This window comes from Acinetobacter pengchengensis, from assembly GCF_982235305.1.
Window position 1 is genome coordinate 583,301 of record NZ_CEVATJ010000001.1, and the last position, 24,009, is coordinate 607,309.

General features: G+C 41.6%; 23 protein-coding genes. 19 read left to right on the forward strand and 4 right to left on the reverse strand.

What is annotated here, in order from left to right; all coding sequences use genetic code 11:
• Positions 1-20: 20 nt before the first annotated feature.
• On the reverse strand, positions 21-428 hold the full coding sequence (locus AC0T5Z_RS02830) for a rhodanese-like domain-containing protein (RefSeq protein WP_004976250.1): 408 nt from the start codon (positions 426-428) through the stop codon (positions 21-23).
• 269 nt (positions 429-697) lie between these two features.
• Here AC0T5Z_RS02830 and AC0T5Z_RS02835 point away from each other — a divergent pair, with 269 nt between their 5' ends.
• The 10 genes from AC0T5Z_RS02835 to AC0T5Z_RS02880 all read left to right on the forward strand — a co-directional run bounded on the left by AC0T5Z_RS02835 (position 698) and on the right by AC0T5Z_RS02880 (position 8,737).
• Positions 698-1,888: a tyrosine-type recombinase/integrase gene (locus AC0T5Z_RS02835; protein WP_435337252.1), complete on the forward strand. Its 1,191-nt coding sequence runs from the start codon at positions 698-700 to the stop codon at positions 1,886-1,888.
• Positions 1,889-2,031: 143 nt separating this feature from the next.
• On the forward strand, positions 2,032-3,030 hold the full coding sequence (locus AC0T5Z_RS02840; RefSeq protein WP_435337251.1) for a hypothetical protein: 999 nt from the start codon (positions 2,032-2,034) through the stop codon (positions 3,028-3,030).
• A gap of 102 nt (positions 3,031-3,132) precedes the next feature.
• Positions 3,133-3,426, forward strand: a complete 294-nt coding sequence (locus tag AC0T5Z_RS02845) for a helix-turn-helix transcriptional regulator (RefSeq protein ID WP_435337250.1) — start codon at positions 3,133-3,135, stop codon at positions 3,424-3,426.
• A 1-nt stretch (position 3,427) separates the two neighbouring features.
• Positions 3,428-3,646 (forward strand): helix-turn-helix domain-containing protein, encoded by a 219-nt coding sequence (locus tag AC0T5Z_RS02850; RefSeq protein ID WP_435337249.1) that lies wholly within the window; start codon positions 3,428-3,430, stop codon positions 3,644-3,646.
• The gene (locus AC0T5Z_RS02855) at positions 3,643-3,882 is read left to right on the forward strand and encodes a hypothetical protein (protein ID WP_435337248.1); all 240 of its coding nucleotides are present in this window, start codon (positions 3,643-3,645) and stop codon (positions 3,880-3,882) included. The genes AC0T5Z_RS02850 and AC0T5Z_RS02855 overlap by 4 nt, the downstream gene beginning before the upstream one ends.
• Positions 3,879-4,265, forward strand: a complete 387-nt coding sequence (locus AC0T5Z_RS02860; protein WP_435337247.1) for a hypothetical protein — start codon at positions 3,879-3,881, stop codon at positions 4,263-4,265. The genes AC0T5Z_RS02855 and AC0T5Z_RS02860 overlap by 4 nt, the downstream gene beginning before the upstream one ends.
• A complete protein-coding gene (locus AC0T5Z_RS02865; protein ID WP_435337246.1) occupies positions 4,258-4,563 on the forward strand; it encodes a hypothetical protein in 306 nt (101 codons plus the stop codon). Before AC0T5Z_RS02860 ends, AC0T5Z_RS02865 begins: the two co-directional genes overlap by 8 nt.
• Positions 4,560-6,944, forward strand: coding sequence for a DUF3987 domain-containing protein (locus tag AC0T5Z_RS02870; protein WP_435337245.1), 2,385 nt, complete (start codon positions 4,560-4,562; stop codon positions 6,942-6,944). The genes AC0T5Z_RS02865 and AC0T5Z_RS02870 overlap by 4 nt, the downstream gene beginning before the upstream one ends.
• Before the next feature lie 261 nt (positions 6,945-7,205).
• Positions 7,206-7,532: a single-stranded DNA-binding protein gene (ssb, locus tag AC0T5Z_RS02875; RefSeq protein WP_019837965.1), complete on the forward strand. Its 327-nt coding sequence runs from the start codon at positions 7,206-7,208 to the stop codon at positions 7,530-7,532.
• Positions 7,533-8,137: 605 nt separating this feature from the next.
• Positions 8,138-8,737 carry a hypothetical protein gene (locus AC0T5Z_RS02880; protein ID WP_435337244.1) on the forward strand — a complete coding sequence of 200 codons (600 nt, stop codon included), beginning with the start codon at positions 8,138-8,140 and terminating at the stop codon, positions 8,735-8,737.
• A gap of 804 nt (positions 8,738-9,541) precedes the next feature.
• Here AC0T5Z_RS02880 and rsgA read toward each other — a convergent pair.
• Positions 9,542-10,600 carry a small ribosomal subunit biogenesis GTPase RsgA gene (rsgA, locus tag AC0T5Z_RS02885; RefSeq protein ID WP_291338793.1) on the reverse strand — a complete coding sequence of 353 codons (1,059 nt, stop codon included), beginning with the start codon at positions 10,598-10,600 and terminating at the stop codon, positions 9,542-9,544.
• Positions 10,601-10,723: 123 nt separating this feature from the next.
• Between rsgA and orn the strand changes: the two genes are divergently transcribed.
• Positions 10,724-11,281: an oligoribonuclease gene (orn, locus tag AC0T5Z_RS02890; protein WP_291338794.1), complete on the forward strand. Its 558-nt coding sequence runs from the start codon at positions 10,724-10,726 to the stop codon at positions 11,279-11,281.
• Positions 11,282-11,589: 308 nt separating this feature from the next.
• Here orn and AC0T5Z_RS02895 read toward each other — a convergent pair whose 3' ends face one another.
• Positions 11,590-12,465: a metal-dependent hydrolase gene (locus AC0T5Z_RS02895; protein ID WP_435337243.1), complete on the reverse strand. Its 876-nt coding sequence runs from the start codon at positions 12,463-12,465 to the stop codon at positions 11,590-11,592.
• Positions 12,466-12,597: 132 nt separating this feature from the next.
• On the opposite strand from AC0T5Z_RS02895, the gene AC0T5Z_RS02900 reads away from it, so the two are divergent.
• From AC0T5Z_RS02900 to AC0T5Z_RS02920, 5 genes are all read left to right on the forward strand, one after another.
• Positions 12,598-13,665: an AraC family transcriptional regulator gene (locus AC0T5Z_RS02900; protein ID WP_435337242.1), complete on the forward strand. Its 1,068-nt coding sequence runs from the start codon at positions 12,598-12,600 to the stop codon at positions 13,663-13,665.
• Between the two features lie 406 nt (positions 13,666-14,071).
• Positions 14,072-14,875 carry a tryptophan synthase subunit alpha gene (trpA, locus tag AC0T5Z_RS02905; RefSeq protein ID WP_435337241.1) on the forward strand — a complete coding sequence of 268 codons (804 nt, stop codon included), beginning with the start codon at positions 14,072-14,074 and terminating at the stop codon, positions 14,873-14,875.
• Complete coding sequence (accD, locus tag AC0T5Z_RS02910) at positions 14,872-15,768, forward strand: acetyl-CoA carboxylase, carboxyltransferase subunit beta (protein WP_291338798.1); 897 nt, start codon at positions 14,872-14,874, stop codon at positions 15,766-15,768. The genes trpA and accD overlap by 4 nt, the downstream gene beginning before the upstream one ends.
• Positions 15,765-17,048, forward strand: a complete 1,284-nt coding sequence (gene folC / locus AC0T5Z_RS02915) for a bifunctional tetrahydrofolate synthase/dihydrofolate synthase (RefSeq protein ID WP_435337240.1) — start codon at positions 15,765-15,767, stop codon at positions 17,046-17,048. Before accD ends, folC begins: the two co-directional genes overlap by 4 nt.
• Positions 17,039-18,085 carry an SPOR domain-containing protein gene (locus AC0T5Z_RS02920; RefSeq protein ID WP_414630592.1) on the forward strand — a complete coding sequence of 349 codons (1,047 nt, stop codon included), beginning with the start codon at positions 17,039-17,041 and terminating at the stop codon, positions 18,083-18,085. The genes folC and AC0T5Z_RS02920 overlap by 10 nt, the downstream gene beginning before the upstream one ends.
• Positions 18,086-18,234: 149 nt before the next feature.
• Here the strand turns inward: AC0T5Z_RS02920 and AC0T5Z_RS02925 are convergent, their stop codons facing one another.
• Positions 18,235-18,876, reverse strand: a complete 642-nt coding sequence (locus tag AC0T5Z_RS02925) for a peroxiredoxin (RefSeq protein WP_291338801.1) — start codon at positions 18,874-18,876, stop codon at positions 18,235-18,237.
• A 338-nt stretch (positions 18,877-19,214) separates the two neighbouring features.
• Here AC0T5Z_RS02925 and secA point away from each other — a divergent pair, with 338 nt between their 5' ends.
• The 3 genes from secA (at position 19,215) to argJ (ending at position 23,866) form a co-directional block, all read left to right on the forward strand.
• Positions 19,215-21,929 (forward strand): preprotein translocase subunit SecA, encoded by a 2,715-nt coding sequence (gene secA / locus AC0T5Z_RS02930; RefSeq protein ID WP_291338802.1) that lies wholly within the window; start codon positions 19,215-19,217, stop codon positions 21,927-21,929.
• A 163-nt stretch (positions 21,930-22,092) separates the two neighbouring features.
• Positions 22,093-22,452, forward strand: coding sequence for a hypothetical protein (locus AC0T5Z_RS02935; protein WP_435337239.1), 360 nt, complete (start codon positions 22,093-22,095; stop codon positions 22,450-22,452).
• Positions 22,453-22,645: 193 nt separating this feature from the next.
• Entirely contained in the window at positions 22,646-23,866 is a 1,221-nt protein-coding gene (gene argJ / locus AC0T5Z_RS02940) for a bifunctional glutamate N-acetyltransferase/amino-acid acetyltransferase ArgJ (protein WP_435337238.1), read from the forward strand.
• The last annotated feature ends 143 nt before the right edge of the window (positions 23,867-24,009 follow it).

The following is a 24,009-nucleotide window of genomic DNA, read 5'->3' on the forward strand; positions in this document are numbered from 1 at the left end:
GCGAAAAATATTGGGTAAAACTATTTGCTTTTTACTAAAGGTAAACCTTGTGCTTTCCAGTTGCTAATACCGCCATCTAAACGATAGGCATCGGTATGTGCGACCTGTTGTAAAGCACTGCCTGCAACCTGACCCAAGTTACAGATAAAGACCAATGGACGATCTGAGGTTTTTAACTCTTCAACATGCTTGGTAATTTGGCTATAGGGAATATTGCGGCTACCACTGATATGGCCTTCACGGAAATCTTTGGCATCACGTAAATCAATCAACATTGCATTTTTAGCTTTGACTAAAATACCTAAAGATTGTGGGGAAATTTTGCGACCATTGCGTTGACCTTCTAACACAAAAAACAACACCACCAATACTGCCAGCGTCCCAAATAAGAAGGGATGATTTCCCATAAATTCGAACCAACGTTCCACAAGTCACCTAATTACAATGTCAAAATTGTTCAAGAGTATAGCGTATAAATATAGCAGTATTCTAACAAAAACCAACTATCACATGCCACAACTCTAAGCCTTTATCTTAAAAGGTTTTAGGTAACTTTGTTGTGAACGTCAACAACATGCAATAGACTAACAAAACCACCCAAGCGGAGGTTAAATTGGAGGTTAAAAAAAATTGATTGCCATAAAATATTAAACCTCTCTAATGCTATGAAAATTAAAGAAATGTCGTGAGGTCGCCCATGCTGTCTAAATTGCAGATTGATGCTATCAAGCCAACGTCAAAAACACAGAAAATACATGACAGTGAGTTATTGTATTTATTTGTATCTCCGACAGGTCGCAAGACTTGGAAAGTGCTTTACACGCTTGATGGAAAGAAAAGCACAATCACACTGGGCGAATATCCAAAGGTGCTGAATGCTAAAGATGCTCGTTTAAGACGTGATGAGATAAAAAAACAAATATCTGAGGGCATTAATCCGACTGAGCAAAAACGACAGGAAAAAATTAAAGATTTATCTGAGATGAGTTTTGCAGACCTGATACGGCTTTATATGGAAAAGGTCACACCACACAAAAGGGGTGGAGCTGTAGAGGTCACTGTATTAAATGGTTATATAAAATCATTTCCCCGATTGATGAAAAAACCAGTAAACCAACTGGGGCAGCTAGATATGATTCAATTTAGGGATGAACGGTTGAAAAAGGTTAAGGGCGCAACAGTAGCTCGTGACTTAGGCTTACTGGGTGCTGTGTTCAAATACGCACGTCAGGAACTAAGGATTATGACCGAATCCCCATTGCACGATGTAGCAAAGCCGAAGCAGTCACCTAGTAGAAACAGACGCATATCCCAAGATGAGATTGATAGAATCCTAGACGCATTCAAATATGATGGTATCTCTCAACCAGTCACCAAAAAACAGCAGACCGCATGGGTATTTCTCTTTGCAATTGAAACGGCGATGCGAGCAAGCGAGATAACTAACCTAAAGTGGGCGGACGTTTACGACAGGCATGTTGAACTAGAAATCACAAAGAACGGTACAGCTAGAAAAGTCCCTTTATCTAAGCGAGCTATTGAGCTTCTAAGCTATATGCGAGGGATACATGAAACCGATGTTTGTACTGTGAAAAACCTAGTCGCAAAGGGCGAAGTGGGCGGAAACGGCTTATCTACAATTTTTAATCAGGTCGTGAAGCGTGAATTAAAAATTAATGACTTAACTTTCCACGACACCCGACATGAAGCCATTTCACGGATGGTTAAAAATGCAAAACTCTCAGTAGAGGTACTGGCAAAAATCACAGGTCATAAAACCATTGGTATTTTAATTAATACCTATTACAACCCCGACATTGAAGAACTGGCAGACCACCTACACAAAGAGGATGACCCCGACATTATTTTATTTAAAAAGACAGTGTAAGCGACAAGCTAGGACGTTCAATAACTTTCTATTACATGATTATTTGATATATTTAGATTGCTAGGTATAGGAGGCATCCGACAAGCAAGTACCCAACTTGTTTACCTAGCTACTTTTGGGGGGTGCTGTGGGAGGCATTGATTTTGAATTTAGAATTTCTGAATAAACAGCAGGCTATATCTTATTTTAATAAACAAACCAATTTAGATATAGATAGAAGAACTTTCTTAATTTACTGTCTGGAAAATGAAATCCCTATTAAATATAAAGCGATTACCGAATTTAACGCCATCAAGGGCTTTTTTATAAGTGCTGATGAGTACAATCAACTTAAAGAGCACCATAGGCTTCAAAATAAATTTAAAAAATTAGAGGATAATACCATTTTTGCCCAAAAGAGCTTTAGTGAGCAGCAAAAAACACTAGCTTATAACTTTTGCGTAAATAATCTTTCTGATGAATACAGTAGTGATTTACCTTTAACTTGGGCAAATGCCTTTATTAAAGCCTCAGAACTTGTTAAGGAAACGCAAGAATATAAAGAGTTACTGGATAAAAAAGAGGCTATAGACAGACTAACTCAAATTAAAGAAGCAGCTAGAATAATATATTTAGATGATGTTAGTGGTGGATTGGCATTTCATGAAGAAAATATGCTTTCTATTAAAAGTGGTATTTATGATTTTTTAGATAGTTCGCTTAGCATCAAAGGGCTTGTTCAAGCAGAAATAAAAAACTACCAAGATGGTTTTTATGATAGTTGTGTACCAACCGAAAGCAGATTTTTTATTAGTGATAATTTGTTTTATTACAAGGCTGATAAAGAAAAAGACTTATTTGGCAGGGTTTATAATGATGAGATTTTCCAGCAGGGATTTTTGAAATCTGACATTGATAGTCTAATCAAAAAACTATTCCAAAAAGAAAAAAATACAAAAGAAGTGGATGTTTTACATCCTAGAACAGCGAATAATGCCTCAAAAATTATTAGTGCTTTATGTGAATTAAATAAACTGGATATTACTCAACCATATGGAGATTCTAATAAAGAAATCATGGCTACGCTTGAACGACTAGGTACACCACTTAGCAAGGATGTTATAGGTGACTGGCTAAAACTAGCTCATGAAAACACAAAGTAAATTCTAACTAGAGTGCTAGTAATTCTAATTAGAACAAAACAATAAAAAACAAAAACATACTTCACCCAAGCAATAACGCTTTACAACTTGCAAGGGTGCAATATGTCAGCACATGAAAAATACGCTCGTATTAAGCAATTAGCGAGCGCACCATCTACCCCCGAAAAAATCTACACCATCAAGACAGGCGAAAATGCAGGCATGAAGCGCAAAGTTAATGCCAAGCCTGAGCGCATCGGACTGTTACCAGTGACCGAAAAAACAATATGGACTTGGGTGCGTGAGGGGAAATTTCCGAAGCCTTTAAAACTCTCAAGCAACGTCACTGTGTGGCGCATGTCAGAGGTCGAGGCGTGGATTGAAGAACAAGCCGACATTGCTGTATTGGAGGCTTAACATGAACAAAACTACTCAAGATCAAACCATCCTAAACCACCTCAAAAGCGGTAGAAGCATTACCGCCGCCGAAGCTGTACGTTTGTATAACTACTACCGCCTAAGCGCGAATATCGAGCGTTTACGCAAAGCAGGCTACGACATTGTGACCCACCACGAAAGGAACAGCCGAACTACTGGCAGCCATGCACGTTATGAACTTCGGGAGGTGGAAGCATGAAAGATTTTGTACTGGCTTCATACCGACCAATGAATGACACAGAAACCGAAGCGCATTTAATCGTGAATGATGATGCGATGGTATTTGTGGAACTTGATGCGGTGGATGGTGCAGAGCTAGAGATTTTGGCGGCTCATGAAAAACTGATGAAAAACCCCGATGCGGTGGACGTTGTTGCATTTCACTACGGCAGCTTAAAGACGTTGTTTGACAAGTTGGCAGAGGTAGCAGCATGAAAGAGCTATTTTTTGAAATGTTTAAAGGACTACTTTTAGGCATGTGCTTTGTTTTGTTTTGCTTTGTTATTGCAAGTCTAAGCCGTTCCGCATATGCTGTAGACCTCTCAAATAGTCTTAGCGATTCCTCACATCGTAAAAGTGATTTTTTTGTGCCCAAGTTTTGCAAAGCCTCTCAAGCTGTGCAGAAAACAAGCGCAAGCGTTTCAGCTACGCCAACAAGGCTGCAATCCATCTATGATGGGATGACATCACAAAATAAGTCAGCAATGGCGAATATGTGGGGCGAGTCTAAGACCTCGAGAGTGAATCCCATCACCAGTTTTATATTGGTGAAACTTCTCAAAACTCAAACTGTCTTAGGAGGCAATTCTCATGCCTAATCAAATCAATTCTACAAATACACCTAAAAAATACGATGCAGGCGACATGCACGACATTCAGTCGTTGGCTGCGTATGACATGAACTGGATGCAAAGCGCACTAAACCGAGTGCGCCGTGACTTCATCAAGTTAAGTGTGGACTTACAGCAGCAAGGCATACACTCATGTCACTTCGATGAACTAAAAACCGCACTGGAGATGTACAGCTACCTAGCAGAGGAGCGTCATAGCTACCATGTAGAAATGTCAGAACAATATAAAAAAGAGTGGGAGAACTTAAAAGGGGGTGAAGTATGAATGCAAAACCCAACCTATTCACCCCAAGCATGAAAGAAGCAGAGCGCATGTTAAACATGCTGGATGCTGGCGGTGAATTTACCTTTCAAACCTTTGCTGATGCAGAGAAAACCAAAAGCCTTGCCCATATCTGTCATGGCTCGCTAGAGGCTCATTTTGACACCTTAGCGCGGCTGAATGGTCAAGGTGCAGGCGTATTCGTTACGGTCAATCAAACCGACCTACAAGGGCGTACAAGCGACAATGTAACGCGTGTTCGTGCGCTATGGGTGGATTTTGACACAGTAGACCATGCGCGATTAGATCGGCTGATGAATATGGATGGCATTCCACCCAACTTGATTATTGAGAGTTCCGCAGGCAAGCACCATGCTTACTGGATTATTGCCGAAAATAACGAGATTCCACTTAATCAATTTACTGAACTACAAAAGCGATTGATTTATCACTTTGCTGATGATGGTGCAGATAAAGCTATTCACGATTTACCGCGAGTTATGCGGCTAACTGGCTTCTATCACCGCAAGGGTGAGGCATTTATGACGCAAGTGGTACATTCTGATGAATGGCGAGATGCTGCGGACTTGATTGCATGGATTGAATCGCTACCCATGCCTGAGGTGGCAAAACCAAAGGCACAGGCAGAAAAACCACAAGCAAGACAAACACAACAAACACATTATAACCTAGATTTTAAACAGGCTAAATTATTAGCGCGTGGGCGTTGGGAGGAGATTCTAAACCGTATTGGCTACCCATTTACAGCAACAGCACCGCATGAGCATGTTACATGCCCTATGTGTGGCGGTGTAGATCGGTTTAGATTCGATAATCAGAACGGTGACGGCTCGTTTATCTGCTCACAGGGTACAGGCGAAGCGATTGCTGGCGATGGTTTTGCACTATTAGAACATGGTGGAAAATCAGCAGCAGAGGCATTGCAGGCAGTCAATCATGCGCTATCTGCAATGGGCTTGGTTAGTGAGTATGACAACAGCAAATCAGATCGTGAATGGAAAGAGCCGCAACTTTTACACATTGCGAACCAATATGTTGAGGGTGAATATCCTATTCATGCTTTCCCTGATGTTATTGCAAAAGCTATTAAGAAATCCGCTCATTTCCACAATGTACCGTTAGCAGTAGCAGCACAAACATATTTAGGTGAACAAGCATATATAGCGCAAAGACACATCAAAGCACCCAGCGACAAGTCAGAAAAAGGGCAGCCATGCAGCCTATTCATGCTTACTATTTTTCCATCGGGAGAGGGTAAAGACGTTTGCAAAAGTGATGCTTCAAAAATCAGCGAGAAAATCGAATCTGAAAATATGAATCGGTTTTACGCAGATTATAAAAGCTGGAGTAAAAAGAAGTCAGATGAACGTGGGGACGCTCCAGTGAACCCCATGTCGAGATTCAAGAAAACCACGACACAAGCCATTATCAGAATGATGGCAGACGGCGCTGGCAATAGTTATATATGGGCAACTGGCGAGGGTGGCTATCTCTTTAGTGGCTACTCATTAAAAAGCGACACTGTAGGCGAATCAATTAGCGTTTTAAATGACCTAGTTGATACTGGCAAGGGAAATGCACTTTTAAGAAATGCGGAGGATAGCCATTTTTTTGAGAATAAATATTTTTCCCTAGATATTGCTGTACAGGATGTTGTCGCAAGACCAGCCCTAACCAACTCCCTACTACGTGAGCAAGGTTTTTTAGCTAGAGTTTTATTTGCAGCACCTACCCCACTCCAGCACCGTCAAGTGACATTGGAGCAGCAGAGCATCAAACCATACGATGATGAGGATTTAAAAGCATACTGGAAGTTCTGCGAGAAGATGCTAACCACTCCGTATTTTGGCAATAAACTTTTTGTTGGTGACGATGGCAGAGTGATAATTACAAAATGCCAAGATGCTGAGAGGTTACACATTCAGTATCAGAACCATATCGGTCAAGAAGTTGGCAAGGGTGGAAAGTATGAATTTATCAGAGCCTATGCTTTACGCACTAATCAGTATGTTTTGCGAGTAGCTGCAATTTTAGCGTATTGCTCGGAGGTTGATTATATTGACGCTCGCATCATGCAAAACGCTATAGACCTTTGCAAATACTCTTTAGATGAGTGGCTGCGCTACTACGGCAAGGCGGAAAAGTCAGACAGCGAACTGATGCTGGAATGGTTGAAAAAGCAAGATTCATCAAAGATATTGAAATCAGCCATTTCAACTACTGTTTATCCAAAGCACCTACGCAGTAAAAACAACCGTGATGCTGCACTCAGTCACTTAATTGATGCTGAGTATATCCATATTGAGCAAATCGGGAAAAAGGAATATGTGGTTTTAAATCCCCTTTTCTCAAAAGTGGGCTAAAAAGGCTAAAATGCCTGAAACCCTTATGCACTAACACTTTCACTCTAGCCAACCCAAAGGCTAAGAAAGGCTAAAAAGGCTAAAATGATGCAGATAGATATTAAATCTTAGCCTTTTTAGCCAACTTTAGCCAAGCCATAGGCTAAGATAAAAGCTATACGTGGCAAGGCTTACAGCGACTTTAGCCAAAATAGCCTGATTCCTAGACTAGAAAAACTTATTTTTAAATTTATGACAAATTAGATATTTGAGAATTGAACAATGCCAAACGTGAACAAAGCAATCGTGATGGGTGTGTTAGGTCGTGACCCTGAAACTAAGAATTTTCCTAACGGCGGTAGCGTTACCAATTTTAGCGTGGCGACTACTGACCACTGGAAAGACAAGACCACTGGAGAGCGCAAAGAGGCTACAGAATGGCACAGAATCAGCACCAACAACCGATTAGCCGAGATTGCTAGTAAGTACCTCAAGAAAGGCAGCAAGGTTTATATTGAGGGCAGCTTGCGTACAAGGAAGTGGAAAGACCAAAGCGGTGCAGATCGGGAAGTCACAGAGATAAAAGCCGATGTTCTGCAATTGCTGTGATGCACTTCACTTTCCGACCAACGGTAAAGCAAGTGAGCAGTAAACTGTTTTATAATTGATGTAGAAAAATCGCTGTAGTTTTTAGTTTTGCCCATACTCCCCAGTATGGGTTTTTTTTGGCTGTAATTCAGTATTCAAGTATTACTTGATAACTGGGCATCTTAGACCGCATTAGATCGGCAAAGACTAATTAGACAAAATATCTCTTTCAAAGGGTTTGTTTCTTAAATCGCATTCAAAGCAAAAATATTCAAAAAAACGCTTCTTTCATAGGGTGAGTTTTGCAAAAAGTATCTCTTTCATAGGATTGTTTCGCAAATACTGCTTTTATACCAAAAACGAGCTTTAGATCGGTGCAGTCTAATTAGACAAAAAACGCTTCTTTCATAGGGTTTGTTTCTCAAAAGCATAAATGGAGTGATTACACCCCCTTATGGTTTACCTCTATTTTGAGAGAAACCCATCCCATCAAAACCTAGACCATGATTGCCAACCTAAATCATTAGTGAAATTTCATATTGAGAAACACTGTAAAATGACTAAAACACAGAGTACATAAGGCATTGAGCCTGATTTAATACCTATCAATTAAAGCGAGGTTATCAATGGAAAAAACACACGGTCAAATTGAAGATTGTTTAAACTTGGACAGCCGAGTCATGGCTCGATATAAGGTATTTGATGGTGGAGGAAGTAACTCATGGGCATGGCGAAAAGGCGACTCTCAAGAAGTATTTTCATCTATAACATATCACTACGATAACGGCGGTTTAGAATTAAGCTACACATGCAACGAGCAGCAGCACCGCTATTTAGTGGATGTTGTCACCACACCATGCAACTACGGTGGAAAGCGATATTGGTTTAATTGCCCTAAGTGTTTTAAGCGAGTTGCAAAGCTATACCTACGCAATTCAATGTTTTTCTGTAGAACTTGCCACAAACTGAACTACAGCACACAGCAGAGTTGCAAACTAGAAAGCACCCGAGTCGGCATGTATAAAATCAGGAATAAACTTAACTGGCAGTACGACACCGCATTCATGAAGTCGTGGCATAAGTTGAAGCCTAAAGGGATGCACCATTCAACCTATAACAGATTGGTGCAGAGGCATGACGAACTAGAACGAAAGTCAGAGCAATATTGCATTGCAAACTTTCATGCCTTTATGAATAGACATGGTTTAAAACCATCATGGGATTAAACAGGACTTGCACAGTGCTTCACCCTTACAGATACGATAGCAGCAGGCTTGCATCTCTTTTTATAGAGTGCAAGTGTTGATTGTTCTATCAATAAATTATTGTTTTCTAAGGTGAGCGCAAAATTGCGTTGGCTAACCAGTGGGGGGATGGTGAATAGCTGTACCATGATTCAAAACCTAGACCGCAGCCAATCGCACGTATAAAAAAAATTCTGTTTTTGTTAAAAAGTTAACTTCTTGTTAACTGCTACGGCGTTCCAAATGTGAGGTTTTGTGAGGTTTTGAACTTAGGATTACTTAGGATTTACGCCGTTCTGAATCTCATGTTTTATCAGGTTTTCTCTTTTAAAGCAGTCCGCAAAACTAACATTTACTAACAGTATGACGGCGCAAAATTGCGTTGTGTTTCGCAACAACTACGCGCGCGCACGCGAGGGATGGATGCAACTGTGGTTTTAAGGCTTAAAATCCCAATAGAACTACAATGCAATTATTCGGGCGGTTTACTGCTACAAATAGCCTGAACATAGGATTACCCCCCCATTGGTCAAGATGACCATACCTGAGCCACTAAATAGAGGAGCAGCTTTAAATACTCTATTCCGCTTCAATCAAATGATGGGAGCGAAAAAAATAATTTATTGCTCAAAAATAGGGGGTACAGAACACGAATGGAGGTTAAATTGGAGGTTAAAATTTTAACTCATGTAAATAAACCCAACAAAAACAATAATCTACAGATTTAATTGATTGCATAAATATGGCGATCAAAAACACCGCTTCAAGGGCGGCGCCATAATAAAATTAATTTTTTTGTTGCGCTTCGGCAATTTCATCACAGAGTCTTAAATAACTGTCTAAACGACGCGGCAAAATTTCACCCTGTGCGGCTGCCTGTCGCAACGCACATTGCTTTTCGTGTTTATGGGTACAGTTACGGAATTGGCAATGTCCCAGCAAATTTTCAATTTCAGGAAAACCGTGCTGAATTTTATCTGCACTTAAATGCCACAAACCAAATTCACGAATCCCCGGTGAGTCAATTAAGGCAGCACCATTTCCAAAGCCAATCAAGCGGGTAGAGGTCGTTGTGTGTTGCCCAAGTGCCGAGTTTTCCGAAATGATATTGGTCTTTTGTGCCGCTTCAGGCACGATAGCATTAATCAGCGAGCTTTTACCCACGCCCGATTGCCCGACAAAAGCTACCGTTTCACCTGCTAAACGTGCCGCTAAATGCTCTAAATTCGCATCGGACTGGGTTTGCATGACTTCATAGCCCAAGTCTTGATATTCCTTGAGTAAGTCTAAAATCGGGTCGTTTTCTTTGAGTAAATCAGATTTGTTTAAGACCAATAAGGCTGGAATATCAGCATCTGCACAGGCAACTAAATAGCGGTCAATCAAGCCTGGTGCAGGTTCAGGTAGAGGCGAAAAAACTATCACAATCAAACTGATATTAGCGGCAACAGGTTTAACCTTATGATAGCGATCTGGTCGGGTCAGTAACGATTGACGTGGATGAATCGCGGTAATAATTCCCAAACCTGTATTTGGATCGGCCTGCCATTTGACCCGATCTCCTGTGACCAATAATTCTAAATTGGTACGGGTGTGACAGCGCCAAACACTGCCCATTTCAATAGGTTTCCAAAAAGGCTCTGGATCGCCTGCTAGGACTATCGGCTTTTCAGGATGAATTTCAGGGACAGATAAAGCCTGTACTTCTAATTGACGGCCATAGTGTTGTACCACCAAGCCTTCTAAATCATGTGAAGTGTCAATGTCTGTCTGACGTGACTTGTGTTGTTTTTCAATTCGACGTTGCTGTTGTTCAGTCAATCGACGCTTACGAATTAAAGCCATTCATATCCTAAAAAACCATGAACTCAGGATGGCAAAAATAGCATGAAGCGGGGGCACAGTTACAGCCAAGAAGCAAGAAATTTGCTACTATGTTGTTTTTAAGCCGAATAAGATTGCACATTTATGAGCAGCACGCCTGATACTCGCCTCATTTGGATTGATTTGGAAATGACAGGTTTGGATACCGACAACGACCAAATTATTGAAGTGGCTACCATTGTGACCGATGATCATTTAAATATTTTGGCAGAAGGTCCTGTGCTGGCTGTGCATCAACCCGATCGTATTTTAAATGCTATGGATGAGTGGAATACACGTCAGCATAGACAATCGGGCTTAATTGAGCGTGTGCGTCGCAGCAAACTCACTGCGCAGGATGCAGAACAGCAAACTATCGAGTTTCTGAAAAAATGGGTCAATCCGAAAACATCGCCAATGTGTGGCAACTCGATTTGCCAAGACCGCCGTTTTTTACACCGTTTAATGCCTGAAATGGAACAATATTTCCATTATCGTAATTTGGATGTTTCATCAGTGAAAGAGTTAGCAAAGCGCTGGCGTCCAGAAATTATGAGCGGTTTGAAAAAGAATGCGTCACATTTGGCGATGGATGATATTCGTGATTCGATTGCCGAGCTGAAATATTATCGCCAATACTTTTTTATTATGAATCAGGACTAAAACCTTTTTCTGCGTAAGAGGTGGCGCTATCACAGTAATAGCGATCTCTTGCGCCAAAACGGTATTGATCATTTATAAATAAAAAATAAATGAGAAATGACTCAGCATTGCTTCGCACTACCTCCTGCGGTATATATCTGATCCTCAACCATATATGGCGCAAGAGAAGAAAGTTTTATTATTCATTTAAATATGAATATAACGATCATTTCTTGATTTATGAAAGATATCTAATAGCTCTATATAAAGTAGGGCATAAGGCAATGCTGAGGTATTTATTAATTAAAAACCAAGCAAAATAAAAAGCTTTATTTTCCTGCCTGCCAAAATGCTTCTCCCGCCTGAATTGGGTCGCCTGTTTGCGCTAAAGTGTCAAGCCAGACATCATATTGTGCAATAATTGGATGTTGGCTAGGGTGAAAGTCAGGTTTAAACCAATCACGATATTGTGATTGCATTTTGCGTAATTTTCCTTGTTTGCCAAATAGCCATTGCAAGCCACGTACATTCATTTTGAGGCGTTGGGTGCGATTAAAGCCATCGCATTTCAGCATGACATTGGCGCGGTAAAGGGTAAACCCAAACATTAAGCCTGTGGTAAATACCAATGCCATTTTTCGGGTCACTTCAGGCACATTACCTACCTGCTGCATCACATCAAACGCCACATCACGATGTTCCATTTCTTCAATCGCATGCCATGCAAATAAGGCGCGGACATACGGATGTGCATCTTGTAGCGTTTCTTTTTCGCCATAAAAAGTTTCTGCCATGAGTGCAGTTAAATGTTCCGCAGCCGCTGTCATGGCGATATTGTATTGGGGTGAGCGATATTTCAGTTCAAACTTAAACACTTTGTTTAGACGCTGAATAAACTGATCTACAGGCATGCCTTGATCTTTCATGATCTGATTCATTTTGTCGTGTGCAATGCCGTGCTGGGCTTCTTGTCGAATAAAATCGGCAACACGCTGTTTTAAGTCAGGGTCTTGAATTTGATCGCGGAACAAACGTACCGATTGAATGAAATAACGCTCACCATCAGGAAAAGTCAGGCTTAAAGCGTCAAACATGCGGGTCAGAAACGGATCACCTGCAAACCAGTAACGCGGCACATCGGCTAATTTAAAATCGAGATTGGTGCGTACTATGGGCGTAGCATGATATTGGACAAGTGCATTCATTTTATTTTATTTCACTCTGGTCAATCCTGTTTGCAGTATGTCGGGCTTTTGCAGATTTGTTTTGACAGTATTTGCCAGTTTTTATACATTAAACGACAAAAGAAAATGATGCATGTCAAGATGAGCAAGCACATGAGCGAAATTCAAATTCCAAATGGCTATTATCAACTTTATTTACGCTATTTATCAGCACGGGGCAGAGTTCCTGAGCAGCTTGGATTTTCGCCTGCACAATTGCAGCAGTTACAACATGTGTTGGCATTGCCTATGGATACCCAATCGTCTTATCAGTTTTTTAACGAGATCATCCAACACAGTATTCAGTTTTTAGATTGTCCAACGCTCGTTTTTGAATTGGCACGTTATATTCAGCCTGAACATTTTGGCGTGCTTGGCTATATGGCATCGCGTAGTAATAGTGTTGCAGAAGCCATTCAATATATGATGCGTTTTAGTCGTTTGGTGGTAGATGGTACGGCAGCAGTACCGATGCGGCTGGAACAACAACTAGATGCCTTATATTTATCATGGCCATTGGTGGATGAAAAATACAGCTTGGTTCATGAAATGACGTTTGCCTGTATGACTCAATTGGCGATGCAAATTTTTAATTTTCAACACTCTCCGATACGGGAAATTCATTTTGCCCACGCACCGCGTATGGCGATGATGCATTATGAAAAATTCTATGCTTGTAAGGTTTTATTTAAACAACCGGAATATCAAATTGTTTTAAATTTAGAAAGTCTTGGTTTAAAACCACAGCAGGCCGATCCCTCTTTAATTCATTTACTCACCAAACAGGCCGAAGATGCGATTGCGCTCAAACCTCAATTAGAAACCGTGCGGCAACAAGTCCAAGAGCTGGTGGCACATTATTTACGTTATGAACAGCAAGTACCGAATATTGAATGGGTGGCACAGCGTTTATTTCGTTCAGATCGTACGTTACAGCGTCAGCTTAAACAGGAAGGTACGGGTTTTAAACAGATTCTGGAAATAGAACGGATGCAGCGCTGTGAAAACTTACTACAACAAAATGTGAGTCTAAGCGACATTGCACAGTTGTTGGGGTATTCAGACCAGTCGGCTTTGGCACGTGCTTATAAAGCCTGCACAGGACAGACGCTGCTAAAACGTAAACAGCAATTGCAGCAAGCAGAGAATGATGCATTTTCTATACAGCAAGGTGCGCCATAAATCGGATCAATTGGCTCATGATCAACAGGTCATTTTGCGTTAACAGATTGAAGATAAGCGGTTTGCAGCCACAACTGAAACAGCTTTTGCAAGGTTGATACAGCTTATGATAAATCCTGAAGTTGTTTATTTTTATCAAAATTTTTAAATTTAAAAGCACGATTGAGCAAGTTTCAAAAACCGATAAGCAGGCAAAATTAGGCATCTTTGATCATTGAGAAAAAAGTGCAAATATCAGTAAATGTAGCCTCGCGGTTGTTCTGAATAAATCGTTTTGCAAATAGAAATGCAGTAACCCACGCCTGTACGCTATTCATTGAGTAAAAAATAGCGTTACAATGGGTTAATTTGTATTTCTACAATAGCAAATGTTTCAGTTTTAATCATTCAAGGAAAATACAACCCTATGTCACGTTTAGCCACACGATTTGCACAGCTTGAATCTCAACAACGTAAGGCTTTAGTTTCTTATGTTATGGCAGGTGACCCTCATCCAGAAGTCACAGTTCCGTTGTTACATCAAATGGTCGAGGCAGGGGTAGACATCGTTGAATTAGGTTTGCCGTTTTCAGACCCAATGGCCGATGGTCCAGTGATTGCCCTTGCCGCAGAGCGTGCTTTGGCAGGTGGAACCAATACGCTAGATGCTTTAAACATGGTCAAAGAATTCCGTCAAAAAGATCAGGAAACTCCTGTGGTGTTGATGGGATATTTAAACCCTGTAGAAGTCATTGGTTATGAAAAGTTTGTTGAATATGCACATAACTGTGGTGTCGATGGTGTGCTTTTGGTGGATTTACCGCCTGAAGAAGCCCGAGAGTTTGATGAAGTCCTGAATAAATACGGGATGAATCAAATTTTCTTGTTGGCACCAACCTCTACACCAGAGCGTATTCAATTTGTGGCAAACCAAGCCAGTGGCTTTATTTACTATGTTTCTTTGAAAGGCGTGACGGGTGCAGCAACACTTGATGTTGCAGAAGCAGCGGCCCGCATCCAACAGATTAAAGCGGTAACCAACGTGCCTGTAGGTGTGGGTTTTGGCATCAGTGATGCTGCATCTGCCAAAGCAATGGGCGCGGCTGCCGATGCAGTTATTGTCGGAAGTGCTTTTGTAAAACAATTTGCGAGCTTAGCACCAGAACAAGCCGTCATTGCAACGGTTAATAAAGTGAAGGAGCTTCGAGCTGCGCTCGATGAGTTAGTATGAGTCAAGAAGTGAAAACAGGGAAAATTCTAAGCCCATCGACGCCGTGGACTGCACGAGGTGTACCTGGTATTCAAACACCAGATGAGCAACAATCATTAAAAGCGATCTTTACTGAACCAACGATTGAATGTCCAGAATGTCATGCCTTGGTGACACGTACGGCAATGTCGTTCAACGCTTATGTATGCCCACAATGTGATGAACATTTACGCATGAAAGCGCGTGAGCGTTTAACTTGGTTCTTTGACCAAGTACAAAATGAATTAGGTCAAGAATTCTCTGCCAAAGACCCACTTAAATTTGTAGATAGTAAACCTTATCCTGAGCGTATGACTGAAGCGCAAAATAAAACAGGTGAAACCGAAGCTTTAGTGGTGATGCAGGGCTTATTAAAAAATATGCCAGTCATTGCTTGCGCATTTGAGTTTGATTTTATGGGTGGCTCAATGGGTACCGTAGTTGGTGACCGTTTTGTCCAAGCCGCTGAACGTGCGATTCAGCAAAAACAACCATTAATTTGCTTCGCAGCATCGGGCGGTGCGCGTATGCAAGAAGGCATGTTGTCTTTAATGCAAATGGCGCGTACTTCTGCTGCAATTCAACGCATGAAAGAAGCAGGCTTGCCGTACATCGTGGTATTAACTCATCCTGTATATGGGGGCGTAACTGCATCATTGGCGATGTTGGGTGATGTACACATTGCAGAACCTAAAGCAATGATTGGTTTTGCAGGTAAACGTGTGATTGAGCAAACTGTACGAGAAAAACTCGAAGAGCCGTTCCAACGTGCAGAATACTTACTTGATCATGGTGTGGTCGATCAAATTGTCCATCGTCATGCATTACGTGATACAGTTTATCGTATTCTTGCGAAACTGATGAACTTGCCTTGAACACAGCACCTCTTGCAACCGATGATCTAAACACATGGCTCAATTATTGGAGCCATGTTCACGTTACGGGTATTGATTTAGGTTTGGAGCGGGTCATTCCCGTTGCAGAAAAACTTGGGGTAACTCATCCTAAAGCCAAAGTTATTACGGTTGCGGGAACCAATGGCAAAGGCTCTACCACAACCACTTTAGCGGCCATTTTAAATGCGCAGGGCTATCGGGTTGGGTTGTACCAATCGCCTCATATTTACCGTTTTAATGAACGGGTCAAATTAGCAGGCGTTGAGGTTGATGACCAAAGTTTGATTGATGCTTTTGTACAAGTCGATCAAGCACGACGTGATTCCGATCTGAGTTTATCTTTCTTTGAAGCTACGACTTTGGCGGCCTTTATGATTTTTAAAGCACGTGACTGCGATGTGTGGGTGCTTGAAGTTGGTTTAGGTGGGCGCTTAGATGTGGTCAATGTTGTCAATCCAGATGTCGCGGTTATTACCAATATTGGTTTAGACCATGTCGATTGGTTGGGCGATAGCATCGAAAAAATTGCCTATGAAAAAGCAGGTATTATTCGTCCTCACATTCCTGTTATTTTTGCAGGTCAGCAAGATTTGCCTCAAGCTATTCAAGATAAGGCAGTAGCCTGCAATGCCTCCTTATTTGTTTTGAATCGTGATTATTTTTATCGGGACATGCAAGATGGTGAGTCGTGGATGTTTGCTGCATCGGGCTGCACCTTAAAACTTCCAACAGGCAGCTTGGCACTCGATAATATTTCAACTGCGGTGGCAGCAGTCTTGCGTAGCGGTTTAGAAATCACCCAAGATGCGATTGCACAAGGTATTCAAACAGCTAAATTGTCAGGGCGTTTTGAAATTCGTCAAATTCAGGGCAAAACTGTGATTTTTGATGCAGGACATAACCCGCATGGCGTTGAATTTTTGTTAAAGCAATTGCGCAATTTCTTAAATTACAATAAACAGTACACTGAAGTAATCAGTGTTTTTTCAATGCTTGCAGATAAAGATATAAATTCTGTGGTTGAGTTATTGAAAGATAGTGTCGTAATGTGGAAAATTGCCACATTAAATGTGCCTCGTGCGGCAGAGATCACGGTTTTGGATCAGGCTTTGCAAGGCGAAACAATACAACACTTCGACAGTATACAATTGGCTTTTAAATCAGCACTGGATGAAACTAAAAATAATCAGCTGATTTTGGTATGTGGATCATTTCATACCTTAGAAGCGGTATGGGAGTATTTGGAAGAATGTCAATGAATAACAAACAACGCTGGATGGGTGGCGTTGTTTTATTAGGTGGTGGTGTTTTATTGGCAGCATTGCTTTTAAAAGGGCAAGAAGAAATACATCAAAATAATGTGAAAACCCCAAGCCAAGCCGAACAAGTTCAACATAAGAATGCCAATCAGGCAGAAATGGTGCAATTGCAACCTTTAACTGTCGATGTGCAAACCGAGCAGCGTCTGCTTGAAGAACAACGTCGTGCGCGTGAAAAAGCAGTGGCAGAGCAAGAAGCGCGTGCAGCTGAGTTTTTAGCGATGCAGCAACAGGCAGAAGCAGAAGCAGCGCGTAAAGCTGCAGAAGAATATGCTGCCTTAAATGCATTACGTTCTGGTCAGCAGCAAAGTTCTGACAATATTCCGCCTGAATTGGTCGAAGATGAACAAGTCAAGCAAAAGCGCTTAGCTGAAGAAAAAGCTGCTCAACAAAAGAAGTTAGAGCAGCAAAAGGCAGTAGATGCCAAGAAAGCTGCTGAGTTAAAAGCTGCGCAAGAGCGTAGTGCTGCAGAGAAAAAAGCAGCAGATGAAAAACGTTTAGCGCAAGAACAACGCATTGCAGAAGAGAAGCGCAAAGCGGAAGAACAACGCCAAGCCGATGCGAAACGTAAAGCAGAGCAAGAGCGTAAAGCAGTTGAAGCGAAAAAAGAAGCAGAACGTAAGGCTGCCGAAGAAAAGCGTAAAGCTGAGGAAAAACGCAAAGCTGAAGAAGCTGCCAAGAAAAAGGCTGAGGCTGAAAAAGCACGTAAGTTATTGGAAGAAGATGATAAGCAGTGGATGGTACAGGTGGCTTTGGCGGCTAATCAAGCCAATGCAGATGCTTTGGCGGCAAAATTGAAAGCCAAAGGTTATAAAGTCACCCAAAGTCCAACCTCTAAAGGAGTTCGAATTATGGTTGGACCATCTAAAGACCGTGATGCTGCAGATGCAACCCGCAAGAAAATTACTGCAGACCAAAGTTTGAATATGAAATCGGCATGGGTGATTGACTGGGTGCCATTAGATAAACGTGACTAGATCATCCGACTAAGATGTGTATTAACAAAGGATTTAATCTTTCGGGTTAAATCCGTTGTTCATGCTGATTGAATGAATTTAGGTGTGGTTTCAAATGCTTTGATTGTAAAAAGCCTATCCAAAGATAGGCTTGCTCACGCAATATTCAATTAAGTGCGATTCGGCTGTTTGGTTAAACGTAAATAAGGCTTGATGGCTTGATATCCATTTGGGAAGCGTTGTTTAAGCTCTGCTTCGTCTTGAATGGACGGTACAATTACCACATCTTCACCATCTTGCCAGTTGGCAGGTGTTGCAACTTTGTAATTGTCAGTCAGTTGCAATGAGTCAATCACACGTAAAATTTCATGGAAATTACGCCCTGTAGATGCAGGATATGTGATGATCAAGCGTACTTTTTTATTCGGATCAATAATGATCAGTGAGCGAACAGTTAGTGTTTCGCTGGCATTCGGGTGAATAAAATCGTACAGGGTAGATACTTTACGATCTTTGTCAGCAAGAATTGGAAAATTAACTGTTGTATTTTGAGTTTCGTTAATATCTTGAATCCAGCCTTTGTGAGATTCAGCATCATCTACAGAAAGAGCAATTGCTTTAACATTACGTTTACTGAATTCATCTTTCAGTTTTGCAGTATAGCCTAGCTCGGTGGTGCAGACAGGAGTGTAGTCGGCAGGATGCGAAAATAAAATGCCCCAGCTGTCGCCTAAAAATTCATAAAAATCAATTGGGCCTTCATTTGAGTCTTGCGTGAAGTTGGGTGCGATGTCACCTAAGTGAATAGTCATTGTGTACCTCTGTCTTGTTTTGTTGTTTGATGTATGTGTACTACTATGTGTCATTTCTTTTGCAAAATTAAATGGTGTTTTTGCATGTTCTTATGAGTAAATTGAATATGGTGTGTCATTTTTATTGCATTTTCAAAATAGATTCATGTGTGATTGCTATATATCGTCCGCTCGAAATTTGTTACATTAACTGCCACTTAGCAGCGAGAAATGGCAAGTAGAGATTGGAATTTTTAATAGGTTTTTGTGCAAAACCCTTGTACTTCAAATTTCTAGCACCATAATAACCCCTAAGAAAAACCTATTTATTTGACAAGCAAGATTTAGAGAGTTTATTCATGTTGGCAAGTCTGATCGGAGGAATCTTCGGTACTAAAAATGAGCGTGAACTCAAACGCATGCGTAAAATCGTAGACAAGATTAATGCGCTCGAGCCGACGATATCTGCCTTAAGCGATGCAGACTTATCTGCTAAAACCGAAGAATTCAAACAACGTTATAACAAAGGCGAAAGTTTAGATAAATTATTACCAGAAGCATTTGCAGTATGTCGTGAAGCCGCCAAACGTGTCATGAGCATGCGTCACTACGACGTGCAGTTGATTGGTGGTATTACCTTGCACGAAGGTAAAATTGCAGAAATGCGTACAGGTGAAGGTAAAACCCTCATGGGGACTTTGGCCTGTTATTTAAATGCTTTAAGCGGTCAGGGCGTGCACGTCATTACTGTGAACGACTACTTGGCGCAGCGTGATGCTGAACTTAACCGCCCTTTATTTGAGTTTTTAGGTTTAAGCATTGGCATTATCTATTCCATGCAAGACCCGACTGAAAAAGCACAAGCTTATCGCGCAGACATCACTTACGGTACCAATAACGAATTTGGCTTCGACTACTTGCGTGACAACATGGTGTTTTCGTTAAGCGAAAAAAAACAGCGTGGTCTGACTTATGCCATTATTGATGAAGTCGACTCGATCTTAATTGATGAAGCACGTACACCATTAATCATTTCTGGTCAAAGCGATGACTCATCCCAGTTATATGCAGCGATCAACACTATTCCGCCAAAATTGCATCCGCAAAAAGAAGAAAAAGTAGCTGATGGCGGACATTTCTGGATTGATGAAAAACAACGTACTGTAGAAATGACCGAAATTGGTTATGAAACGGTAGAAAATGAATTAATTCAAATGGGCTTGTTGGCAGAAGGCGAAAGTCTGTATTCTGCATCCAACCTGAATTTGGTGCATCACGTATCTGCAGCTATTCGTGCGCACTTCCTGTATCAACGTAACGTGCACTACATCATCCATGATGGTGAAGTGATTATTGTTGATGAAAACACTGGTCGTACCATGCCTGGTCGTCGTTGGTCTGAAGGTTTACACCAAGCGGTAGAAGCCAAAGAAGGTTTGGAAATTCAGCCTGAAAACCAGACTTTAGCGACTACAACCTTCCAGAACTATTTCCGCTTATACAAAAAACTATCGGGAATGACGGGTACTGCAGACACTGAAGCTGCAGAAATGAAAGAAATTTATGGTCTAGATGTCGTCATTATTCCAACCCACCGCCCAATGATTCGTAATGATCAAAACGATTTAATTTATTTAAACCGTACTGGCAAATACAACGCGATTATTCAAGAAATTAAGCGTGTGCATGAAGCAGGTGTCGCACCCATTCTAATTGGTACAGCGACCATTGAGGCTTCAGAAATTTTATCGGATAAATTACGTGAAGCGGGTATTCAGCACGAAGTATTGAACGCGAAGCAACACGAACGCGAAGCTGACATTATTGCGCAAGCAGGTGCCCCACGTGCGGTGACCATTGCCACGAACATGGCAGGTCGTGGTACAGATATTTTGCTAGGTGGTAACTGGAAAGCACTGCTAGCTAAAATTGAAAATCCAACCCCTGAAGATGAAGCACGCTTAAAAGCGGAGTGGGAGCAAAACCATGACATGGTGTTAAGTTCAGGTGGCTTACACATTATTGGTTCAGAACGTCATGAATCACGCCGTATTGATAACCAGTTGCGTGGTCGTGCAGGTCGTCAGGGTGACCCAGGCGTGTCGCGTTTCTATTTGTCACTTGAAGATGACTTAATGCGTATTTTCGCAGGTGATCGTGTTGTGGCAATGATGCGTGCCATGGGCTTGCAGGAAGATGAAGCAATTGAACACAAAATGGTGTCGCGCTCTATCGAAAATGCACAGCGCAAAGTTGAGGCGCGTAACTTCGACATCCGTAAAAACTTGTTGAAATACGATGATGTAAATAACGAACAGCGTAAGATTATTTATTCACAGCGTGATGATATTCTGGCAGAAAGCACGTTGCAAGACTATATTGAAGAAATGCACCGTGAAGTGGTTACAGGCATGATCGCCAATTATATTCCACCAGAATCAATTCATGACCAGTGGGATATTGATGGTTTAGAGCGCGCCTTGCGTGATGATTTAGGGATTGACCTACCCATTAACCAATGGCTTGAAGATGATCGTCGCCTAGATGAAGAAGCTTTGGTTGAGCGTATTGCCGATGAAATTGTGGCGCGTTACCGTGCGCGTCGTGAGCAAATGGGTGATGAATCTGCCGCGATGTTAGAACGTCACTTTATGCTCAGTTCACTCGATCGTCACTGGAAAGATCACTTGGCGGCCATGGATTATTTGCGTCAAGGGATTCATTTACGTGGCTATGCGCAAAAAAACCCTGAGCAAGAGTACAAAAAAGAAGCCTTTAACTTATTCGTGAATATGTTGGCCGTGATTAAAGCCGATGTCGTTACTGATCTTTCGCGTGTGCATGTACCAACACCTGAAGAATTGGCTGCGATGGAAGCGCAACAGCAAGCGCAAGCAGAAGCGATGCAGCTTAATCTTTCACATGCTGATGTAGATGGTTTAACGGGTGAAACCTTTGAATCAGAATCACAGTATAGTGCAGCTGAGCAAACTGTTATTCCGCCTGCGAGTCGTAACTCGCCATGCCCATGCGGTTCAGGACTAAAATATAAACAGTGTCACGGTAAAATCTAAAACTGACTTGTTGCAACTTAAGCAGAACTTCGGTTCTGCTTTTTTGTGTTTTAGTGCAAAGAATCTTTGTGATAATAGCTTTGCAAGATGTATATAGCATTTGCAGATTTTGGAATTAAATGCTATTTAATTGCACATGCAATATCCACGTGTGGAACAAAAAATGAAAAAAGTATTACGACCTTTAATGATTGTTGCCTTGAGCCTGCCTAGCTTCGCATTTGCTAATACGGCAACCACGACAACGCCTGCAAAAGTACAAGCTGCTGTCGGGCCGACTACAGCACAGGTACAGGTGGATAATGGGCATGTGACTGTGGCAAGCCCACGCACAGGTATTCGTTATACCTTTGCCAATCCAGATCAGCGTCCAATCGTGTTGCATACCGCAGCGATTGCACCTGCAAATGCTGCAAATGTAAATCGTATTGTGGCTGCCAATCCTGCTTTATCTGCAGCAAGTCAAGAACGTGCAAAACAGGCTTTATTGGGCGAAGCAGTTGTGGCAACTAATCCACAATAAATTTTAAAACAGATTGGCAAGTGATGATGCTTGCTCAGCTGTACGTTTAAATATAAAAACCAGTCTAAACGGCTGGTTTTTATATTTCAGTGCCTACATAAACAAAAAGCGAAACGACACAGGCGGATGCTCGATTTTTTCTTCAATTTCCACTAAGCTGTGACATTCTCAAATTTGTACTGGAAATTTCAAAATGGCAGTTGGTGACGTCTCTATGCCACACATGCATGTGGTCAAAGGTGTAAAAATTGGTTCAGCAGAGGCTTATGTGCGTTATCAGAACCGACGTGACCTGGTTATTTTTGAATTTGCAACAGGCTCAAATGTGGTGGGTGTATTTACTCAAAATGCATTCTGCGCCGCGCCTGTGCATGTATCCAAAGCACATTTGGCTCAAGGCAATCCACGTTATTTGGTCATTAACACAGGCAATGCCAATGCGGGTACAGGCAAATTGGGGATGCAAAATGCAGAAATTACTTGTGCCAAATTGGCTGAGTTGACAGGTGTCTCTACCCAAGAAGTTTTGCCATTTTCTACAGGTGTGATTGGCGAACAATTACCCATTGAGCGTTTGGTTGCAGGCTTAGCGCCTGCATTGGCATCGTTACGTGAGGATGCTTGGCATGATGCTGCGACAGGTATTATGACCACAGATACCACACCAAAAGGTGCATCTGAGCAGTTTGAGTTAGATGGCATTACTTATAGCATGACAGGCATTTCTAAAGGTGCAGGTATGATTCGCCCGAATATGGCAACCATGCTTAGTTATGTTGCAACCGATGCACCAATTCAACGTGACATCTTACAGCAATTGCTCAAGCACAGCGTAGAACAATCGTTTAACCGTATTACTGTAGATGGCGATACCTCGACCAATGATTCATGTATTTTGGTGGCGACAGGTCAGGCGGGTGGCACTGAAATTTGTAGTGAAAATGATCCGCGTTATGCTTTAGTGTTAGATGTTTTGAATCGTGTGATGTTGCGTTTGGCGCAATTGATTATTCGTGATGGTGAAGGTGCAACGAAATTCATCACGGTTCGTGTTGAAGGTGGTGCCAATACCCAAGAATGTTGTGATATTGCTTACAGCATTTCGCATTCGCCATTGGTAAAAACTGCTATTTTTGCCTCAGATCCAAACTGGGGACGTATTCTTGCTGCGATTGGTTATGCAGGCGTGCCAAATTTAGATGTTGAAAAAATTCAGGTTTGGTTAGATGATGTGCAAATTTGCAAAGATGGCGGTGCTGCTGCCGACTATACCGAAGCAGCGGGCGCACGTGTCATGGCGCAAACTGAAATGACCATTCGTGTAAATTTAGGACGTGGTCAAGCGACAGATACAGTCTATACTTGTGACTTATCTTACGATTATGTCAAGATTAACGCGGATTACCGTTCGTAAAAATTCAAATTGAGTGATAAAGCCTCCGTTGTGAGGCTTTTTTAGCATTGAATCGGCAAAGGTCTGGTGAATGAGCAAATTGCCTCCATATCATCAGTGACTTGGGTAAGCTTGTGTTCGGGCAAGCATGAAGATAGAGAAGA

What these genes read in the sequence shown, in the direction of transcription:
- AC0T5Z_RS02835 (WP_435337252.1), top strand. Translation starts at nt 698, where the DNA reads ATGCTGTCTAAATTGCAGATTGATGCTATCAAGCCAACGTCAAAAACA.
- AC0T5Z_RS02845 (WP_435337250.1), top strand. Translation starts at nt 3,133, where the DNA reads ATGTCAGCACATGAAAAATACGCTCGTATTAAGCAATTAGCGAGCGCA.
- AC0T5Z_RS02850 (WP_435337249.1), top strand. Translation starts at nt 3,428, where the DNA reads ATGAACAAAACTACTCAAGATCAAACCATCCTAAACCACCTCAAAAGC.
- AC0T5Z_RS02855 (WP_435337248.1), top strand. Translation starts at nt 3,643, where the DNA reads ATGAAAGATTTTGTACTGGCTTCATACCGACCAATGAATGACACAGAA.
- AC0T5Z_RS02860 (WP_435337247.1), top strand. Translation starts at nt 3,879, where the DNA reads ATGAAAGAGCTATTTTTTGAAATGTTTAAAGGACTACTTTTAGGCATG.
- AC0T5Z_RS02865 (WP_435337246.1), top strand. Translation starts at nt 4,258, where the DNA reads ATGCCTAATCAAATCAATTCTACAAATACACCTAAAAAATACGATGCA.
- AC0T5Z_RS02870 (WP_435337245.1), top strand. Translation starts at nt 4,560, where the DNA reads ATGAATGCAAAACCCAACCTATTCACCCCAAGCATGAAAGAAGCAGAG.
- ssb (WP_019837965.1), top strand. Translation starts at nt 7,206, where the DNA reads ATGCCAAACGTGAACAAAGCAATCGTGATGGGTGTGTTAGGTCGTGAC.
- AC0T5Z_RS02880 (WP_435337244.1), top strand. Translation starts at nt 8,138, where the DNA reads ATGGAAAAAACACACGGTCAAATTGAAGATTGTTTAAACTTGGACAGC.
- rsgA (WP_291338793.1), bottom strand. Translation starts at nt 10,600, where the DNA reads ATGGCTTTAATTCGTAAGCGTCGATTGACTGAACAACAGCAACGTCGA.
- orn (WP_291338794.1), top strand. Translation starts at nt 10,724, where the DNA reads ATGAGCAGCACGCCTGATACTCGCCTCATTTGGATTGATTTGGAAATG.
- AC0T5Z_RS02895 (WP_435337243.1), bottom strand. Translation starts at nt 12,465, where the DNA reads ATGAATGCACTTGTCCAATATCATGCTACGCCCATAGTACGCACCAAT.
- AC0T5Z_RS02900 (WP_435337242.1), top strand. Translation starts at nt 12,598, where the DNA reads ATGAGCGAAATTCAAATTCCAAATGGCTATTATCAACTTTATTTACGC.
- trpA (WP_435337241.1), top strand. Translation starts at nt 14,072, where the DNA reads ATGTCACGTTTAGCCACACGATTTGCACAGCTTGAATCTCAACAACGT.
- accD (WP_291338798.1), top strand. Translation starts at nt 14,872, where the DNA reads ATGAGTCAAGAAGTGAAAACAGGGAAAATTCTAAGCCCATCGACGCCG.
- AC0T5Z_RS02920 (WP_414630592.1), top strand. Translation starts at nt 17,039, where the DNA reads ATGTCAATGAATAACAAACAACGCTGGATGGGTGGCGTTGTTTTATTA.
- AC0T5Z_RS02925 (WP_291338801.1), bottom strand. Translation starts at nt 18,876, where the DNA reads ATGACTATTCACTTAGGTGACATCGCACCCAACTTCACGCAAGACTCA.
- secA (WP_291338802.1), top strand. Translation starts at nt 19,215, where the DNA reads ATGTTGGCAAGTCTGATCGGAGGAATCTTCGGTACTAAAAATGAGCGT.
- AC0T5Z_RS02935 (WP_435337239.1), top strand. Translation starts at nt 22,093, where the DNA reads ATGAAAAAAGTATTACGACCTTTAATGATTGTTGCCTTGAGCCTGCCT.
- argJ (WP_435337238.1), top strand. Translation starts at nt 22,646, where the DNA reads ATGGCAGTTGGTGACGTCTCTATGCCACACATGCATGTGGTCAAAGGT.